Origin of the sequence: Priestia sp. FSL W8-0001 (genome assembly GCF_038050335.1) — a bacterium.
Classification (GTDB): domain Bacteria; phylum Bacillota; class Bacilli; order Bacillales; family Bacillaceae_H; genus Priestia; species Priestia flexa.
On sequence record NZ_JBBPAL010000001.1, the window covers coordinates 2,407,405 to 2,424,876 of the forward strand.

Consider the following 17,472-nt stretch of genomic DNA (forward strand, 5'->3'; position numbering starts at 1 on the left):
AAGCGCGCAGGCTGCGCGCTTTTTCAGTGTTCTTCCGATGGATTATCTCCATATAGCATGGCTTTTATATGCTCCTTCTCCTGGTCTTTTACAATATAGTACCATGTTCCGTCTACTATTTGCGTTTCTCCTTCTACATGTACTGTTTCAAACGTTGGTTTGCCTTTTTCCATTACGTTATATACAGCTAACGCGTCTTTAATCGTTACGTTTGTATCAACGTATTGCTTTGTAATATTTAAGAGATTGGGAAGATTAGCTACCGTTGACATACTCATTCCTTTGTCTAAGAGCGCTTCTACTACTTGTTTTTGTCTTTCATTACGACCAATGTCTCCTTTAGGATCCTCATGTCTCATCCTTACATAAGCTAAAGCTTTTTCACCGTTTAAGTTTGTTTCACCCTGCGGAAATAAATAAGATGCAAATGTGAATGGAAACGGATTATCAACCGTTACACCACCTATCTCATCCACGACCGCTTTAAATCCTTCCATGTTTACTTTGACATAGTAATCAATTGGCATATTTAAGAATTGTTCGACAGTGTCGACTGTTAGTTTAATTCCACCGTACTTATAGGCATGATTAATCTTTTCCATTTCTGCTTGTCCTTTAATTTTCACACGCGTATCTCGAGGGATAGGCATCATTTTCAAATGTCCATTTTCTGAATTAAAATGAACAACCATTAGTACGTCTGAACGTCCCGTATCTTCTTCTCGTTCATCTACACCCATTACGAGCATGTTAAATTCCTTTGCCTCAACTTTTTTTTCACTAAAAACATATAAGACCCCAGTTAAGACGCAACCAAGAAATATGAGTACGGAAAGTAACGTGTACTTGAACTTCATAACTTATGTCTCTCCCTTCTGTCCCTCCGCTGCTTTTATTAGCTTATTTACTTCCTATATGCCTTTTTTTTCAAAGATTTATACCTGCTAAGTATAATTAGAAGCGCGAAAATAAAATGACAAAAGGGTTTGACGCAAAAAACCGGATTGAGTTTTTCAATCCGGTTTCATTTTACTGAATATGTTTTATTGCTTCCGCAGAACTTTCTTCTCTTTGTTTCCACTCATAATCAATCATGCTCATTTCAATTAAGCTCCAATACTGTCCGTTCACGTGCTTTACATCTCGCATCATCCCTTCACGTAAAAACCCAATACGCTCGTATGACTTAATAGCAGCTTTATTGAAGTCAAATACGCCCAGGGAAATACGATGAAGTCCTAACACATCAAAACCGAATGATAAAACATGGTCAAACATATCACCACAGTATCCTTTTCCTCTTTCCTCTTCTTTGAGCAATACTCGACCAATTCTGCCCGTCTTATGGTGATAATCAATATGAGCAAGAGAAATATGACCAACTAGCTGGCCGGTTTGTTGATGAAAAACGGAGAAAGCATACGTATGAGCTCCTTCATAATTGGCATAGCGGATATATTCTTTGAGCTGGCGAGGCGTAAGTGGATATGCAAACGTGGAGCCACTCCACTGAATCATAAAGGCTTCTGAGGGAATCCATTCAATGAGTTCTTTTATATCTTTTTTTGTGAACGGTCTTAATTCAATCATCGCATTCCCACCCCATCGTAAAATATTTGATTTTTCTAAATATATTACAGTTGTTTGAATTAACTGTCAAATAATCCGAAAAATTTATTTGGTATTCTCAAATAAAACGATTAAAGTGGATAATTATTATCCACTTTAGAAAGGTTTGATATACTTTGCATATGAAAACAGGCGTTGAACAATCTGTATACGCCATGGTACTTCTTCACTTTTTACCTTCCAAAGCTGTATTGCCAGCAGATGCAATGAGTAAGCAGCTAGGCGCTTCTCTTATTTTTTCCAAAAAACTGTTAATAAAGCTAGTTCATGCGGATCTCATCACTTCCGTCTCAGGTGTAAAAGGAGGCTTTAAACTAAAGAAAAAACCTGAAGATATCTATATATATGATGTGTATGTTACTAATGAAGAAAGCTCCGACATCTCTATGCGGAGCTTTCTTTTACAATTCTAATTCTTTTCGTAACGTAGAGATGTCATAGGTAAATTCAAAAAAATAAATTTTGTTTTCATTATCGTATAGCATGAGTACAGGTTGTTCATTTGGGCTTAATACAACAACAGCTTCACTAGCTAACACATCTAACCCTTTTTGCTGCACTTGTACAGCGGGGTCTAATGGTACCTTCACCAAATAACCGGTTTTAGGTAAAGGATTTACTTTTTTATAAATCCCAGTAATGGAAGCGATGCTTTTTTCAACCTCTTTTTGAACAACTTCAGTTTTATCAGCTACCCGAATGACCTTACCTGTATCAAGTTGAAACACTTCCACTTTAGGTTGTTCTCCCATTGCTACATGTGAATGAATTCCAATGAAGCATAAAATAAGTGCTATGCACACTTTTTTTATCATGAGTTCCCACCTCCGTTTGATGAATACAAATTTGTATACCGCAAGCTAAATATCCATTTTTCTTGCACAAACGTTATGTTGGTTTCAAACTTATCGTTTGTGTAATCACTTAAGTTTATCCATGTTGATTTCAACCTTCTAAGCAAAGATTCACCTTTTAGTTTAATCAATTACTAACTATGCTTTAATCTCTATTTCAATACAGCCATTAGTTGTTGCATGCTGTTAGAAACACTAATAGTGGACTCTAATTTTTTTGCTTTATCTAACCATTCTCATTAATTTTTGTCATGTTCATGCCTTTTGGTCGATACAATAATACAAGGACACGCTTTAAGAGGTGAAAATATGTCATGGATTGAAGCATTAATTTTAGGAATCATTCAAGGGTTAACAGAGTTTTTACCCATTAGTAGCACAGGGCACTTGTATTTAGGTCGACACTTATTTGGATTAGATAGCGCAGGTTTGTACCTAGATACGATGCTACATATTGGAACCTTGCTTGCTATTTTTGTCTTTTATAAAGACGAGCTGTGGCACATGATTCGTCACCCGTTTAGCAAGCTTACCTTCTTGCTAATCATTGGTACGATTCCAGCTGTTGTGGTTGGCTTATTATTTAAAGATTATTTTGAGGAAATCTCAATTACAGGTTCTACAATTGGATGGGAATTTCTTGTAACAGGTCTTTTCTTATGGTTTGCTGACTCAGTAAAAAAAGGAGCAAAAAAGATGCACGATATTTCCTACAAGGACGCACTGTTTATCGGTACCTTTCAAGCAGCCGCCATCTTTCCTGCCGTTTCACGTTCTGGTCTAACAATGGCAGCTGCTTTAATGCGTAAGCTAGACCGAGAAACAGCTGCTTACTTTTCTTTTTTACTGTCAACGCCAGCCATATGTGGAGCCGTTCTTTTACAGCTTAAAGATGTTGTCGGTGGTGGTGTGGAATACATCTCGTTTTTCTCTTTATTTGTAGCAACATGTTCGGCTGCGCTTTTTGGCTATATGGCCGTAAAATGGATGATTCACTATTTAAAGCATCATTCTCTAAAAACATTTGCTGTTTACGTATGGATTCTTGACTTAGTTGTTTTAGTATGTCAATTTACGGGGGTCTTTTAAGATGACATCAGCTCGTATATTGTTTTTAGGAATCTTTTTTATTGGAATCATGGTTGTGATTAGCTACATGGACAACGAGTCTCAAGAATACTTTGAAGCCGTCTCACCTCTTTCTTTAGACAGCGGTGAAGTAGAAGCTTCAAGTAACGATGAAGACGTTGAAATGAGCCTTAAAAATGTTCTTATAACAACTGAAAGAATCAATGGTTTTGATGTTGAAGTTTATGAGGAATACGAGGTATATACAAATGAGGAGGGTGAAGTGGTCGACCGAGTGGCCACAGGTCACTATCAAACACTTCGATATAAGGCTACTAATGAATAGTAAAAAAGCCACTTACGCAGAAGTAAGTGGCTTTTTGTATTAATGGTTAAAGTGATCTGCTAAGATCCAAAGCGTACCAACAACGATACATAGTGCAATAAAGAAGCTATAAAGCATATTTGCAACTTGTACCTTGCCGTTTTCACTTTCAGTCATGTGCATGAACATCACAAGCTGCATAGCTGCTTGTAAGAACGCAAGAATTGAGATTAGTGTCATCGTTACGCCTCTTGATAAGTCAGCTAACATAACTAATCCAAGCGCTGCAAACGTTAGTGCTAAAGAAAGGATAAGCCCCATTACATGACTAAGCGGAAATCCTGCTTTTTGGCCTTGTTTGTTTTCCATGTCTTATCCCACCAATCCGTTCAAGTATACATACGTAAAGATGAAAATCCATACTACGTCAAGGAAATGCCAGTATAAACCGATAATAAATACTTTTCTTGCTGTAACAGGCGTTAAGCCGCGCTTTACTAACTGGATAATAAGTAAAATTGCCCAACCAATACCCATCGTTACGTGAAGTCCATGTGTTCCCAACAGCGCAAAGAATGAAGACAAGAATGCACTAGTTTGCATTGTTGCACCTTCGTGAGCTGCATAAAGAATGAACTCTTCAATTTCATAGTACAAGAATCCTGCACCTAGTAAAAGCGTAATAACTAGCCAAGTAATTAACCCTTTTAAGTTATTATTACGCATGTGCCATACAACGATTCCCATTGTGAAACTACTTACTAATAGTAAAACTGTTTGAATCATAAACGTTTCAACAATATATAAATCTTGTGGTCCAGGGCCTCCAGCTGTACGAGTATGATACGTTAAATACGTGACAAACAGCGTAGAGAACAGTGCAATTTCCGCACCCAAGAAAATCCAGAAGCCGAGAATATTCATTCGGCCCTGGTGATCTTGATACTCGAGTGGTAATGACTTATCTAAATGTCCACCCATTATTTGTCACCCCCTGTAATACCTTCTGTTTGTTTAATCTCATCTACCGGAACATAGAAGCCTTCATCATAGTCAAATGATCGTGCAACTAGACAAGCTAAAATTCCGATTAATCCGAAGATCGCCATTGGCATCCATTCAAAGACAAGTCCAAATCCACCGATGAACCAGAATACACCTGAGATGAATGGGATACCTGAGTTGCTTGGTAAATGAATTGGTTTAATGTCTTCTTCTTTAATTTTTGTTTCTCCACGTTTTTTCATGTGCCAGAACTCATCCATTTCTTTCACATGTGGAACTACCGCAAAGTTATAGTGTTGAACTGGTGATTTAGTCCACCATTCAAGCGTACGTCCATCCCATGGGTCGTTTGCAGTGTCGCGTTTGTTTTTCCAAGCGCTCCAAAGTAAATTTACAACCAATACGATGAAACCTGCACCCATTAAGAAAGCACCGATTGTTGAAATTAAGTTTAATGTTCCCCAACCTAATGTTTCTGAATAAGTTTGCATACGACGAGTCATACCATCTAGACCTAGGAAATATTGTGGGAAGAAACATACGTTAAATCCAACAACGAAGATCCAGAAAGAGATTTTTCCTAGCTTTTCGTTCAGCGTGTGACCGAAAATCTTTGGATACCAGTAGTATAATCCAGCGAAACATGCAAATACTGTTCCTGAGATTAATACATAGTGGAAGTGAGCTACTAGGAAGTAACTGTTATGGTACTGATAGTCAGCTGAAGCCATTGCAAGCATTACCCCAGTTACCCCACCAATAACGAAGTTTGGGATAAACGCAAGTGACCATAGCATTGATGTTGTAAATTTAATACGGCCTTTATACATGGTAAAGAGCCAGTTAAATATTTTAACTCCGGTTGGAACAGCGATTAACATCGTTGTAATCGAGAAGAACGAGTTAACTGCAGGCGCGTTACCCATTGTAAAGAAGTGGTGAACCCATACAATGTAACTTAAGAACGCGATACCAACCATTGAGATAATCATCGCTTTATAACCAAATAGGTTTTTGCGAGAGTGTGTACTAATGATTTCAGAGAAAATACCGAACGCCGGTAAAATTACGATATATACTTCAGGATGTCCCCAAATCCAGAATAGGTTTGCCCACATCATCGGGAGACCACCGTTGGCAACCGTAAAGAATGCTGTGTCGAATACGCGGTCAAGCGTCATTAACGCAAGCGCTACTGTTAATACAGGGAACGCAAAGATGATAATAACTGACGTAACTAAAATGGACCAAGTAAACATTGGCATTTTCATTAACGTCATGCCTGGTGCACGCATTTTTAAAATCGTAACTAAGAAGTTAATACCTGTCATTAGGGTACCAACACCGGCAATCTGAATAGCAATTGCATAGTAGTTGTTCGCTATACTTTCACTAAATTCTTTTCCGGCCAGAGGGAAATATGATGTCCAACCAGCATCAGGAGCTCCTCCAATAACGAAAGAGATGTTAAATAACATAGCTCCCATAAAGAATGTCCAGAAACTTACTGCGTTCAAGAACGGATATGCTACGTCACGCGCTCCAATTTGAAGCGGAACGACAACGTTCATTAAACCAATCAAGAATGGCATTGCCATGAATAGAATCATGATAACACCATGAGCTGTAAATACGCCGTTATAGTGATGCGGGTTCAGGATATTCATATCCGGGAACGCTAACTGCATACGCATCATAAGTCCATCTACACCGCCGCGGAAAAGCATTAAGACGGCTGCAAGAATATACATTACACCAAGTTTTTTATGGTCTACTGTTGTTAACCATTCTGTCCATAACCATTTCCATTTTTTGAAATATGTTAAGACAAAAATGATACCGATGGTTGTCAAGACAATCGCTGCGTCAGCTGCATAAATGACGGGATCGCCAGTGACAAAGAATTCATCTAGCTTCATTATGTCTTCCCCCAATCGTACGTTTATTTAGGCCCGTATTAATGACCTTCATGTTCATCATGACCTTCATGCTCGTCATGGCTTTCGTCGCTTTCTTTTTTGCTATCGTCGCTGCCATGGTTGTGATTGCCATGTCCCATGTTCATGCCGCGCTCGTCTACTTTACCAGGGATGTATGCGTCTTTTGCGTGGTTAACCCACTCTAAGTGCGTACCGTTGAACGTCATGCGACCTACTACACCTGGTTCAATAATTTCATCATACTTCTCTTCAGTTAATGGCTTAGCTGTTGCCTTCACTTCGTCAACCCACTCTTCATAGTCTTCGTGAGTTTGGGCTAACACTTCAAATTCCATATCTGTAAAGTGCTCACCTGAGAAGTTAGCACTTCGTCCGATATAAGAACCTGGGTTATCAGCTTGAAGATATAAATCCATCGCCATGTTGTTCATTGAATACTTTTGTCCACCAAGCTCCGGTACCCAGAACGAGTTCATTGAACCTTGAGACGTCAATTCAAAGCGAACTGGACGATCTTCTGGAATGTTTACATAGTTAACTGTTTCAATGTTTTCTTCCGGATAACTGAAAATCCATTTCCAGTTTGCTGAAGTAACATGAATTGTTAACGGTTCTTCAATTTTTGTTTGCTCATTTTTCGGTGGTTCTTCAAGAGCATAAATTGATTTTACAGTTGGGATTGCTAAAAGAATTAAGATAATAATCGGGAACGCAGTCCAGATAATCTCCATCTTTAAGTTACCCTCTTGTTCTGGTGGCTCATAGTCCATGTTGTCAGGTCTTTCACGAAATTTAATAAGTACGTAAGCAAAGATTGCAAATACTACTACGACCACAATCGCCATCATCCAAAGCGACCAAACAATAAGGTCAGCTTGTTCTTTAGCGACAGGACCTTGAGGGTTCAAAACGGCTAATTCTGAACAGCCGCTCAAGAAAAATACTGAAAGTGCAGAGAATAAACCTGCTAGCTTCCAAAATCCTTTTTTTGGTTTCACTAAAAACTCTCCTTTCTAACAACTCATGATGCGAAGCCTCTAAATTAGATCATCTTTAAAACTTTCTATCTAGTTAACTATAGAAAGCTTTAATACAAAATCTCTTTAAACTCATGTTATACATCAACCATTACTATTGTAATACAAAGTGACAATTTTTTCGTCACTTTTTGTCGATTTTCTTATTTTGAAAATATTCTAAGATAGTGTAAAAACATGAGGTCAAAGAACACTTCAATCCTTGCGATATTTTAGCATATATTCGACAAGGAATAAATGTAAATAAAAGGATGAATGTTGCATTTTCTTACCGAAACTTACCTTTTTAAAGGTAATTCATGTAATGTAACCGCAATCACCCTTGATACAAAAGGGGTTTCATCTATTATTGAATATTTTGTGACAAAATCTATACAGAATTGTGTCAATCAATATTCAAGTTTGGTAGGTTCGATTACCGCCCATTTACAGTATATTACACATTAAATGCTTTTGTTATATACTTCACAAAAAGTTCAAAAATTGACATGTGACATGTATGTTGTCTACATACTAAAAGAAGCTGCGTGTTATTCACGCAGCTCTTGATCCATATATTCCTTAACAGTGATGTCATCTCCTGAATTATTCAATAAAATAAGATCCGCTGGAAATGGCTTTTCAACATATTTTGGCACAGGTTGATATGAAATAAAATATTCTCCTTTGGGAACTTTAATATCAAACGTATAATTGTCATTTACAAGTGAGGCCTTCACTCGATGTATTTGTTTACTTGGGTTCTTTCCTAAAAACAGCGCATACGTCCCTTTATTAGTATGTATATCATCATACTCAACAAGATTGTTCATCTTTGTCATTACTTCAATCCGTAACCTTTTGCTCCATCCTTCTTTTAAAATCGCCATTCCTTCTCCACTACCAGGAATAGTGAATAACGCAACATATGTGTCCGAACTGCTAATTTTTTGGATTTCTCGAATGTCAAGCTTTTTGGAACCGTTAATGTCCCCCATCCCTTTCCATTTTCTTATATGCTCTTCAACATCCTTAGCGTTGCTGTGAATTGGATATCGAAGAAATTCAATACCTCCCACAATAGCACCTATAAGAATGATTAGAACTAAGAGTCGCTTAAACTTTCGAATTGGTATTCACGCTCCTTTCCATTTAGTGAGTGACGTTAAAAAATAATATGTACGAATTATGCATGAAAATCAAAAAAAAAGCTATCAGACTTTCGTCAGATAACTTTTCTACTCATCGACTCTTTACTAATAAGGCAATTGCTTCTTCTACGACTTTTGCAGTCTCTTCTCCAGCTTGTTGTCTTTCAACAATACATTGTTCTAAGTTTAGCGCAACAATCTGAGCAATGGTTCGGTCGACTGCGCTTCGAACAGCTGATAATTGCGTTACAACGTCTTTACAGTCTTTATCTTCTTCCATCATACGCAGTACGCCTCGCACTTGACCTTCTACTCGCTTTAACCGATTTTTTGTCTGATCAGTATAATTCACGCAGTATCCCTCCTATATTTTGTGCGTTACTAATGACTTATCCTTCACATGCACAGCAATATCCCTTTACTTGATAGCCATACTTTTGCAGCTTACGAATGCTTAAGTTTCTTGCAATTGTATCCGGTGCAATAACTACTACTTGTTTTGACGGAATTTCAACATGTTGTCTTTCCAAGTACGGCAGCGGAATGTGTATAGCTTTTTGACAAGGTTTATGTTTCATTTCATGAAAATGTCGAACATCTACGACTGCAATTTCCGTAGTCTCACAGTCAAGCGTAGAAAGCTTCTTAATTCCATGAACGGGCACATGGCGATTATATAAACTAAACATAATGGCACAACAAAATAAGATTACACCAATATAAAGTAGTATCATTGTATCCTCCCTGACGTAACTTCATACCCATATTAGTATCATCATAGCTGTCATCTAGAACGTACGTCAACAAAAAAGTTTCTTCATAATATAGTTTCAAATGGAAAAAAGCGTGCAGAAAAAATAAATTGGCTTTTCTTTAAATAGCCCTTTGTTACAATCAAGATTTTTTAGAGAGCACCGGCTAACATTCCTATAAAAGCTAACACAATACCTCCAATATAACTAAACGCCAAATAAGGAAATAGAACCGTATGCATTTTCTTTTCATGAAGGTGGATATTTTCCAGCTTAAACGTCGAAAATGTCGTAAATGCCCCCATAAAACCCACTCCTAAAAAAGAATACACCCCAGATGTCATTCCATTCCCAACCAGGATACCTAGTAGAAATGAGCCTACTAAATTGACGCATAAAGTGCCAATTGGAAACCCTGTAGTTGATTTTTGATTCATCCACGTACTTAGCACATACCTGGCTATGGCACCTAAAAACCCACCCAGTGCAATGAGTAAAGCTGTCATAATAGCTGTTCTCCTTTCTTTTTCAGCTTATTGGCTGAACGATCCCCTACTCGGTAACCAGACCAAGACATCAGTAAACCACCAAATAAACTAAGTGCTACATAAAGAAAAGCTAACAGACTGGTATCGTTTTTGATTAAAGTAACGGTTTCGACACTAAAGGTAGAAAACGTCGTGAAAGAACCTACGAACCCTGTACCGATGCCAGCTAAAACAGCAGAAGGAAACACATTCATTTTAATCATTCGATATGTAAACCAACCTAAAATAAAGCAGCCCATCAAGTTCGTTATTAACGTTCCTAATGGAAAGCTGTATGCCCACCATGAATGTGTAAACACACCGAGATAGTAGCGAAGCAAGCTTCCAAGAATACCTCCTATACCTACTAGTAAATACGTCATCTTCTTCACCTCTTTCTTAATTATGAACAAAAAAATAGACTCCTACCCTGTATATGGGTAGGAGTCATTAGCTCTGCAGCAGTTTTGGCGAACTCCATCGCCGTATATTTTGTTTCCTACATTCATTTTACATAATCCATTCCATTTATCAAGAGCTAATCATGGAAAATCCAGGAAAATAATGAAGTAAAAGATATTATTATTCTTTTGGTTACTCTCTCTTTTTTACATCTCTCGTACCCAAAAATTAATTTTTCTCGTTAGTTGCTCCGCTACCTCTTCACTGACTTTAGAAGCTAACGATGTCCGTAGTCGATCTTTACACTCTTGAATTTCTTCTTCGTAAGGGATAATGGTTGACCATTCCAAATCTGGAATTGCAATTAGCGTTTGTTCTTCCTTTTTATTTTCATGAACAAATACATTTTCAATGACTTTTTCGTCTATGCGAATATATGCTTTACGAATTTTCATCTACTTATCACCTCTATATAAGCTTTATGTGTATCATCATATGATACACATAAAGAAATATCAATGCGCATTAGCTTCTTTTGCCATGTTAAAGGGTTTAAAAATAGGGTATAGAATACTAGTTAAAAAGAAAGTAATGCTTCATTTTTTAAATCTTTGTGAATATCTTGCAATGTTTATTGTATATATGCAATTTTTTGGTATGATGAGTATATTAAGATGTACCTAACTAAATGGAGGTTGAGGTAAACAATGGATCGTTCCCCAAAAGAAAAACGTCAAAAGCGCAAACAGTTTGTTGAGCGTTTAAAACTAAAAGGGATAAAAATTGAGCTTACAAAGCCTCGTTCTCATTTTTCAACCCTTTCGCTATTAAAGCCTTAAACCGTAACGGTAACGAATATCACTACATACGCTCTTTGTCTTCCCTTTTTTAGTTACCTTAACATAGAGAGCGGTAACATTTATGAATAAAGACAGCTCATTTCTTTTCTGTTAAATAAGAAGTGAGCTGTCTTTTTTGATATATTAACACTCAATCTAAAAGTTATAATTTACCATATAAAAACTTTAATATCTAGTATTGTAAAAATATTACTCATAACTTATAATCTTCTAGACTACATAAAAAGGAGAATGAGAGATGAAAAAAGGGGTTTCAATTTTACTTGCTTTACTACTGATGATTAGTTGCTTTCCTGCTGTGTCATTTGCTGCTCAGTCCAAAACATTTGAAGCAGACTTGACGAAATATTTAACAACTGTCAGTACTACTCGTGGGTTTGATGTTTCAAAAGATGATATTGAGTTTTCACTTTCACTTTACGATGAGGAATTATCAAACTTTGATACTGTGGAAGAATTAAAAGAATTTTTGGGTGACGTCATCAAAAGCGACTTAAGCAATTTAAGCTCTATCTATGAAAGCTATGACTTAAATCAAAAATCTCTTCAATCATTATTAGAAGAAAATGGTGAAGATTTAAATGATTACGTATTTGTTGATGATTTAGACCAAACAGTTTTTTTCTATTTAGAAGATGAGTTTGACTATGCCGATGATGAAGAGTATGCGGACGAGATTAGTACTGATGATTTTGAATCTGCTTTAAAAATGTTGGAAGATGAGTTTGGACTAACGCGTGAAGAGTTAGAGCGCATTAACGATCACTTAATGTCAATTGAAGATGAGCTTGCGGATGAAGAAACGTTAAATCGCTTAATGGCACTTGCCGAGCGTCTAGCAGCTTTTGAAGACTTTGATACAACAACTGAACTAACTTCTGATCAAATTGCGGAACTAATGTCAATTTATAACGAAATGCTTTCTATCTTTAAAATGAAAGCAACATATACGTTGATTCAAGACGGAACCGAAAAGACATTATCTTTATTTGATTTAATGAATATGAAAGAATTAAAAAATGCTAGCTTAAAAATTAACCTATATACAGCTGACGGCAAATTTTTAGCTGATATGATTATCACAGGTGAAATGGTTAATTCGGATACGGTTGCAAACACAGGAACGAGCATTGAAAAATCTGCTCAAAATGTAAATAACATTGTAAAACAAGCACCTGTTAAAGAAAAAGTTCAAAAAATAGAAGTAAAAAAAGCTGAAGTAAAGAAGACTGTTAAAGGAGCTCGCTTACCAAATACGGCTTCAGACTATTTATTAAACACTTTAATTGGATCAGCCCTTGTTTTGTTAGCATTTGCTGCATATCGTAAAGTGAGACGAGCATGATATGGAACCAAGAAGTTCAAAAGGAAAAATCAGTCGCAAAAAGCGATTGATTTTTCTTTCGATTATTGTAGGGGTTCTTTGTTTCGGCCTATGGTTTACCACTACTAATGCTTATAAGTTTGCTAAAGGATATTTTGCTTATAAAACAGGTGCTGTTGAACCACAGGTAACAGCACCTGCTGAAGCAAAAGCAGGGCAGCCTATAGAGAAAGAAAACAGCAGTTCTTTAAAGGAAATCAAAAAGAAAGATGCATCTTATCCTTCACAGCCTAAAATAGGAGACTTAATGGGTGAACTAGAAATTCCAAAGCTGAAGGCTACGCTTCCAATTTATCATGGTACTAACGAAGATGAGCTTGAAAAAGGCGTTGGTCATTTTGCAGACAGCGTGTTGCCTGGAGAAAGCGACAATTCTGTGCTATCCGGTCATCGTGATACAGTCTTTCGAAAACTAGGGGAAGTTGGAGAAGGAGACTTGTTATTAGTTCATACAGAAGCGGGATCATTTACGTATCGAGTTAATAAAGTGCGAATTGTCGATGCCGATGATCGAACCGTAATTGTTCCTAAACCAAGAGCTACTCTAACAGTCAGTACTTGTTACCCTTTTAACTTTATAGGTTCTGCGCCAGAACGCTACATCCTAGTGGCACATCTTGTTTCTTCAAAAACAACATAAAAAAGATAGCGTTTAAATCACGCTATCTTTTTTATTTAATGGAAAGAGATTGACTTTTTTAGTAAATCAAACCAGATTTTTAACGAAGTCGTGGTAATAACAATAGCTAAAACAACTTGAAGGGAACTCACTTTTGTCTTTTGACCAACAAATGCTCCAATTGGCGCTGCTAGTAAGCTTGCACCGATAATCATCAGCGCAGGTAGCACTAACACTTGTCCAGTAGCCACTTTTCCGAAGGTTGTTCCAATTGAAGATAAAAAGGTCACTGCTAGTGAGCTAGCAATTGTCACTCTTACCGGTATTTTTAATATGGTAATCATAATTGGAACAAGCAAAAAAGCACCACCTGCTCCCACAATCCCTCCACATATACCTACGGCTAAAGAAAGCGGAACAGCTAGTTTTTTTGAAAACCAGACCTCCATTTTGTTCTCATCTTGTGTAGGCTTCTTAGGTGTAAACATAAGAATTGCAGCAATTGTAGCCATTACTCCATAGATTAAATTAATGGTATCTTCTGAAAACGAATTAGACAGAGTTGAACCAACGAGACTTCCAAGCAACACGCTCGTTCCCATATAAATGATAAGTGATTTATGTAAAAAGCCGCCTTTTTTATAGGCAAGCGTTCCAGAAATTGATGCAAATAAAGACTGTACCGCTCCGATTCCCGCTACTTCATGCGCTGTAAATGCCCCTACTCCAATAAGAGGTGGTACAAAAAGTAAAACTGGATATAAAATAACCGAGCCTCCAATACCAAGCATACCCGCTAAAAATGAGCCTAAAAATCCCAACGCAAATACTGTCAGTAATAACTGTACGTCCATCTTGTCACCTTCTAAATTACAACATGTAGCCTTAGTAGTAGTTCATCCTTTCTCATTATAGCACTGTCTTGTTTTCATGTAAGATAATTCTTACCATTTATTTGGCTTTTTATGATTCTAAAACCATTCTGAACTATAGAAAAATTCGAAAAAACAGTTTATAAATATGCTATGATAAAGGTATATTTAATGCTTATTCTTATTAATTTCGGAGGTTGTTTTATGTTTGAGTATAAAATTGATAAAGAGATTAGTTTACAGCTAATTGAGCCAAGTGATGCATTTCCACTTTTATCTCTTGTAAATGAATCACGACCTTATCTGCGGGAGTGGTTGCCGTGGGTTGACAGTATGAGAAGCATCTCCGATTACGATGATTTAATCCCCGAATGGCGAACTCAATATTATAACAATCAAGGTTTTCAAGCAATTATTCGCTACTATGATGAAATTGCTGGCATGGTTGGATTTCATGCAATTAACTGGGGGAATAAAAGCACTAGCCTTGGCTATTGGATTGGGGAGCAGTTTCAAGGAAAAGGTATTATGACCAGAGCTGTACACGGTTGCCTTACTTACGCATTTGATACGCTGAAACTTCACCGAGTAGAAATTCGCTGTGGGGTTGATAACCACAAAAGCCGTGCCGTTCCCACACGATTAGGCTTTACTGAAGAAGGCATTTGTCGTGACGGAGAATATTTATATGACCATTACCATGACCTTGTGATTTATGGAATTCTCCAACATGAATGGAAGAAGCTAAATTCAAAAGAAACAGCATTATAAAAAGCCACACTAGCGCTGTCATGCGCTAATGTGGCTTTTTCACGTAAATTAAACCATGCCTTATTCAGAATGTTTACTCTTGAAAATCGTATATATATTAGTAGGCTAACATCATAGGAGTGAGTTCAATGATTTCTTTACATGCATGGAGCTTATTAGTGGTTGTCTTATTTTTTGTCTATCTACTAATTAAAAACTTATGTCCTTTATATCCATTTAACGATCTTGAAAAGAAAACATCTGTCCATCGCAAAAGTGAGCTGTTGTATCAATATATTCCCCTTTTAACTATTGGTTGCTGTATGTACATTAATTTACCTTTTACTACTAAGGTAGCTTTTGTTATCACTATTATCTTATTCATTTCTCACATCTTCACTTGGTGGTTTCCGTATTTTTTAGGTGCTCACCGAGTAACAAAACATGAATATGAACAGCTTTATAGCAGAACAAGTAAAATACTCCCCTCCATTAGAACAAACCTTGTTCCTGATAACCAACACCTCATTGTGACTCTCTTCTTTCTATTATTACTTATTCATGAATTTATCATCATTTTCTAAAAGAGGGTGGGACATAACAAAACAAATTTCCAAAAAGATGAACACTCCCTTTGCTCACCTCTTTACGTTACCTGAACACGTTCGTTCCATTGCGCTACGGCCACTCGCTTTCCGCGGAGAGGAATCCGAGCTTCCTCGCTGCGCTGCGGGATCTCCGTTTTCCCTCTCTTTCCCGCAGGAGTCGAGTGTCCTACGCTCCATTCCACCCTGTTTCCAACATTGTTTTCACAATCATCAAAAAACCTGAACGATCAAAAAATGAAGGCCTCTCAATCGTTCAGGTTTATCATTGACTGAATTACTTATGTCCCAGCCTCTTTTTATCGTTTGTTACAAGCTTTAATAATTCATCGGGTAAAGGAAACTTCATGTGATTAATCTCAAATTCATTTGCTTCTTCTTGTTCATCGTCTACAAGCTTTAAGTAATTGATTTCTTCATGAAGCTTTTCCATTTTGCGATCTAATTCGGCTGCTGTAACCGCCGCTTCCTTTAATTCATCTATCAACTGCTTTGGAACCTTTTTATTATATTTATAGTAAATTTTATGTTCAAGGCTGGCCCAGAAGTCCATAGCAATGGCTCGGATTTGAAGCTCGATAAACACATTTTCTTGCCTATCAGACATAAAGACCGGGATCTCAATAATAAGATGTAAGCTTTGATATCCATTTAAAGCAAACTTATAAGCCATCATAAATCTTGTTAATGTTTGCTTCATTGCCTTTAATTGTTTTACATCAACGGAATGATTCATCTTCATGCTGCCTCTTTTCTTTTTTTGGCTAATCTACTACGCTTTTATTTTACCAACTAAGAAACGCTCTTCACAAATTTCTGCTCGCCTTTTCCACTTTCTAAATATACATTTTATATTCATTTTAAAACTACAGAAATAAACAGAAAAATTAAACTAATTTAAATTATATTACTTTTTTTAATTGTGTTAGATTCTCTTACAATTATAGATACAAAGAATTTTTTTTGTAGTACAATAGGATTTGTGATATCAGAAAAAGAGAATTTATATACAAAAAAATTAATTCATATACAAAGGGGTATTAAAAATGAACAGGGTGAAACAATGGATATGGATTACAATTGGATGCCTTTTCGTAGCAACTGGCATTCAATTTTTAACTGCTTCAAGCCTGGTTATCGGCGGGACAGCAGGATTAGGGATTGTACTTGAACAATTAAGCAACATTTCATTTGGCATGCTTTTCTTTATTATTAACCTACCGTTTTATTTCATGGCTATTACTCAAATTGGCTTGCAGTTTACAATTCGAAGCTTCATAAGCGTTAGCTTAATGTCTATTATGTCAGATGTTCTTGTAGGAATGCTTACCTTGCAACTGCCTCATCCACTGCTTTCTGCAATTACAGCAGGCATCATCATTGGGATTGGGCTTATTATCTTATTTCGAAACGGCTCTTCACTCGGTGGCATTAATATGCTTTGCGTTTTTTTAGACAAAAGGTTTGGAGTGAATCCTGGAAAAACGATGCTTATTACAGATCTTTTCATTGTTGGGTCAGCAACTGCCGTATTTGGGGTCATTCAAGTGCTTTATTCTCTGTTAGCAATTTTTATTATGACAGGATTACTTGGTCGTTACCATAAACGCTCGGCTATTGAGCGTAACCACAAGCAAGAAAATACAGAGGAACAGCAAACCGCATCTGTCCTTTAAAGAAAACCCAGCTTTTATACAAAGCTGGGTTTTTTAA

At 36.8% G+C, this 17,472-nt stretch carries 23 protein-coding genes, 1 pseudogene and 1 riboswitch; of the genes and pseudogenes, 9 read left to right on the forward strand and 15 right to left on the reverse strand.

Features of this window, described 5'->3' with window-relative positions; genetic code table 11:
* Window positions 1–23: 23 nt before the first annotated feature.
* Window positions 24–857, reverse strand: a complete 834-nt coding sequence (locus MKZ18_RS12780) for an LCP family protein (protein WP_076512436.1) — start codon at window positions 855–857, stop codon at window positions 24–26.
* 172 nt (window positions 858–1,029) lie between these two features.
* Window positions 1,030–1,590: a GNAT family N-acetyltransferase gene (locus MKZ18_RS12785; RefSeq protein ID WP_225002222.1), complete on the reverse strand. Its 561-nt coding sequence runs from the start codon at window positions 1,588–1,590 to the stop codon at window positions 1,030–1,032.
* Between the two features lie 155 nt (window positions 1,591–1,745).
* Here MKZ18_RS12785 and MKZ18_RS12790 point away from each other — a divergent pair.
* A pseudogene (locus tag MKZ18_RS12790) lies at window positions 1,746–2,033 on the forward strand (Rrf2 family transcriptional regulator); the annotation flags it as partial.
* Here the strand turns inward: MKZ18_RS12790 and MKZ18_RS12795 are convergent.
* Window positions 2,031–2,444, reverse strand: coding sequence for a hypothetical protein (locus MKZ18_RS12795; protein ID WP_025909961.1), 414 nt, complete (start codon window positions 2,442–2,444; stop codon window positions 2,031–2,033). The pseudogene MKZ18_RS12790 and the gene MKZ18_RS12795 overlap by 3 nt on opposite strands.
* Window positions 2,445–2,792: 348 nt before the next feature.
* Here MKZ18_RS12795 and MKZ18_RS12800 point away from each other — a divergent pair, with 348 nt between their 5' ends.
* Together MKZ18_RS12800 and MKZ18_RS12805 are read left to right on the forward strand one after the other, a co-directional pair.
* Window positions 2,793–3,572 carry an undecaprenyl-diphosphate phosphatase gene (locus MKZ18_RS12800; RefSeq protein ID WP_341344554.1) on the forward strand — a complete coding sequence of 260 codons (780 nt, stop codon included), beginning with the start codon at window positions 2,793–2,795 and terminating at the stop codon, window positions 3,570–3,572.
* A 1-nt stretch (window position 3,573) separates the two neighbouring features.
* Window positions 3,574–3,897, forward strand: coding sequence for a hypothetical protein (locus MKZ18_RS12805; protein WP_025909959.1), 324 nt, complete (start codon window positions 3,574–3,576; stop codon window positions 3,895–3,897).
* Between the two features lie 39 nt (window positions 3,898–3,936).
* On the opposite strand, the gene qoxD is transcribed toward MKZ18_RS12805, so the two are convergent.
* From qoxD to MKZ18_RS12855, 10 genes are all read right to left on the reverse strand, one after another.
* On the reverse strand, window positions 3,937–4,245 hold the full coding sequence (gene qoxD / locus MKZ18_RS12810) for a cytochrome aa3 quinol oxidase subunit IV (protein ID WP_025909958.1): 309 nt from the start codon (window positions 4,243–4,245) through the stop codon (window positions 3,937–3,939).
* 3 nt (window positions 4,246–4,248) lie between these two features.
* Window positions 4,249–4,857: a cytochrome aa3 quinol oxidase subunit III gene (gene qoxC / locus MKZ18_RS12815; RefSeq protein WP_025909957.1), complete on the reverse strand. Its 609-nt coding sequence runs from the start codon at window positions 4,855–4,857 to the stop codon at window positions 4,249–4,251.
* On the reverse strand, window positions 4,857–6,800 hold the full coding sequence (gene qoxB / locus MKZ18_RS12820) for a cytochrome aa3 quinol oxidase subunit I (RefSeq protein WP_025909956.1): 1,944 nt from the start codon (window positions 6,798–6,800) through the stop codon (window positions 4,857–4,859). The genes qoxC and qoxB overlap by 1 nt, the downstream gene beginning before the upstream one ends.
* Before the next feature lie 38 nt (window positions 6,801–6,838).
* Complete coding sequence (gene qoxA, locus MKZ18_RS12825; RefSeq protein WP_025909955.1) at window positions 6,839–7,819, reverse strand: cytochrome aa3 quinol oxidase subunit II; 981 nt, start codon at window positions 7,817–7,819, stop codon at window positions 6,839–6,841.
* A 569-nt stretch (window positions 7,820–8,388) separates the two neighbouring features.
* A complete protein-coding gene (locus tag MKZ18_RS12830; RefSeq protein WP_224840290.1) occupies window positions 8,389–8,916 on the reverse strand; it encodes a hypothetical protein in 528 nt (175 codons plus the stop codon).
* 163 nt (window positions 8,917–9,079) lie between these two features.
* Window positions 9,080–9,340, reverse strand: a complete 261-nt coding sequence (locus MKZ18_RS12835) for a metal-sensitive transcriptional regulator (protein WP_025909953.1) — start codon at window positions 9,338–9,340, stop codon at window positions 9,080–9,082.
* A gap of 37 nt (window positions 9,341–9,377) precedes the next feature.
* The gene (locus tag MKZ18_RS12840) at window positions 9,378–9,722 is read right to left on the reverse strand and encodes a hypothetical protein (protein ID WP_062686662.1); all 345 of its coding nucleotides are present in this window, start codon (window positions 9,720–9,722) and stop codon (window positions 9,378–9,380) included.
* Between the two features lie 170 nt (window positions 9,723–9,892).
* The gene (gene crcB, locus MKZ18_RS12845; protein ID WP_025909951.1) at window positions 9,893–10,249 is read right to left on the reverse strand and encodes a fluoride efflux transporter CrcB; all 357 of its coding nucleotides are present in this window, start codon (window positions 10,247–10,249) and stop codon (window positions 9,893–9,895) included.
* Window positions 10,243–10,650: a fluoride efflux transporter CrcB gene (gene crcB, locus MKZ18_RS12850; RefSeq protein WP_025909950.1), complete on the reverse strand. Its 408-nt coding sequence runs from the start codon at window positions 10,648–10,650 to the stop codon at window positions 10,243–10,245. The genes crcB (MKZ18_RS12845) and crcB (MKZ18_RS12850) overlap by 7 nt, the downstream gene beginning before the upstream one ends.
* Window positions 10,651–10,701: 51 nt before the next feature.
* Window positions 10,702–10,761: riboswitch (Fluoride riboswitch) on the reverse strand.
* Between the two features lie 114 nt (window positions 10,762–10,875).
* Window positions 10,876–11,124: a YueH family protein gene (locus MKZ18_RS12855; protein WP_025909949.1), complete on the reverse strand. Its 249-nt coding sequence runs from the start codon at window positions 11,122–11,124 to the stop codon at window positions 10,876–10,878.
* Between the two features lie 252 nt (window positions 11,125–11,376).
* On the opposite strand from MKZ18_RS12855, the gene MKZ18_RS12860 reads away from it, so the two are divergent.
* From MKZ18_RS12860 to MKZ18_RS12870, 3 genes are all read left to right on the forward strand, one after another.
* Window positions 11,377–11,508, forward strand: coding sequence for a hypothetical protein (locus tag MKZ18_RS12860; RefSeq protein ID WP_256993296.1), 132 nt, complete (start codon window positions 11,377–11,379; stop codon window positions 11,506–11,508).
* Between the two features lie 259 nt (window positions 11,509–11,767).
* Complete coding sequence (locus MKZ18_RS12865; RefSeq protein ID WP_025909946.1) at window positions 11,768–12,874, forward strand: processed acidic surface protein; 1,107 nt, start codon at window positions 11,768–11,770, stop codon at window positions 12,872–12,874.
* 1 nt (window position 12,875) lies between these two features.
* Window positions 12,876–13,553 carry a class D sortase gene (locus tag MKZ18_RS12870; RefSeq protein ID WP_061785277.1) on the forward strand — a complete coding sequence of 226 codons (678 nt, stop codon included), beginning with the start codon at window positions 12,876–12,878 and terminating at the stop codon, window positions 13,551–13,553.
* 35 nt (window positions 13,554–13,588) lie between these two features.
* Here MKZ18_RS12870 and MKZ18_RS12875 read toward each other — a convergent pair whose 3' ends face one another.
* Window positions 13,589–14,386 carry a sulfite exporter TauE/SafE family protein gene (locus tag MKZ18_RS12875; protein WP_340842509.1) on the reverse strand — a complete coding sequence of 266 codons (798 nt, stop codon included), beginning with the start codon at window positions 14,384–14,386 and terminating at the stop codon, window positions 13,589–13,591.
* Between the two features lie 222 nt (window positions 14,387–14,608).
* Between MKZ18_RS12875 and MKZ18_RS12880 the strand changes: the two genes are divergently transcribed.
* Window positions 14,609–15,175, forward strand: a complete 567-nt coding sequence (locus MKZ18_RS12880) for a GNAT family N-acetyltransferase (protein ID WP_061785275.1) — start codon at window positions 14,609–14,611, stop codon at window positions 15,173–15,175.
* A gap of 128 nt (window positions 15,176–15,303) precedes the next feature.
* Window positions 15,304–15,738: a hypothetical protein gene (locus MKZ18_RS12885; protein ID WP_283880086.1), complete on the forward strand. Its 435-nt coding sequence runs from the start codon at window positions 15,304–15,306 to the stop codon at window positions 15,736–15,738.
* 298 nt (window positions 15,739–16,036) lie between these two features.
* Here the strand turns inward: MKZ18_RS12885 and MKZ18_RS12890 are convergent, their stop codons facing one another.
* On the reverse strand, window positions 16,037–16,501 hold the full coding sequence (locus MKZ18_RS12890) for a GTP pyrophosphokinase (protein WP_340842508.1): 465 nt from the start codon (window positions 16,499–16,501) through the stop codon (window positions 16,037–16,039).
* Between the two features lie 304 nt (window positions 16,502–16,805).
* On the opposite strand from MKZ18_RS12890, the gene MKZ18_RS12895 reads away from it, so the two are divergent.
* A complete protein-coding gene (locus MKZ18_RS12895; RefSeq protein ID WP_062686658.1) occupies window positions 16,806–17,435 on the forward strand; it encodes a YitT family protein in 630 nt (209 codons plus the stop codon).
* The last annotated feature ends 37 nt before the right edge of the window (window positions 17,436–17,472 follow it).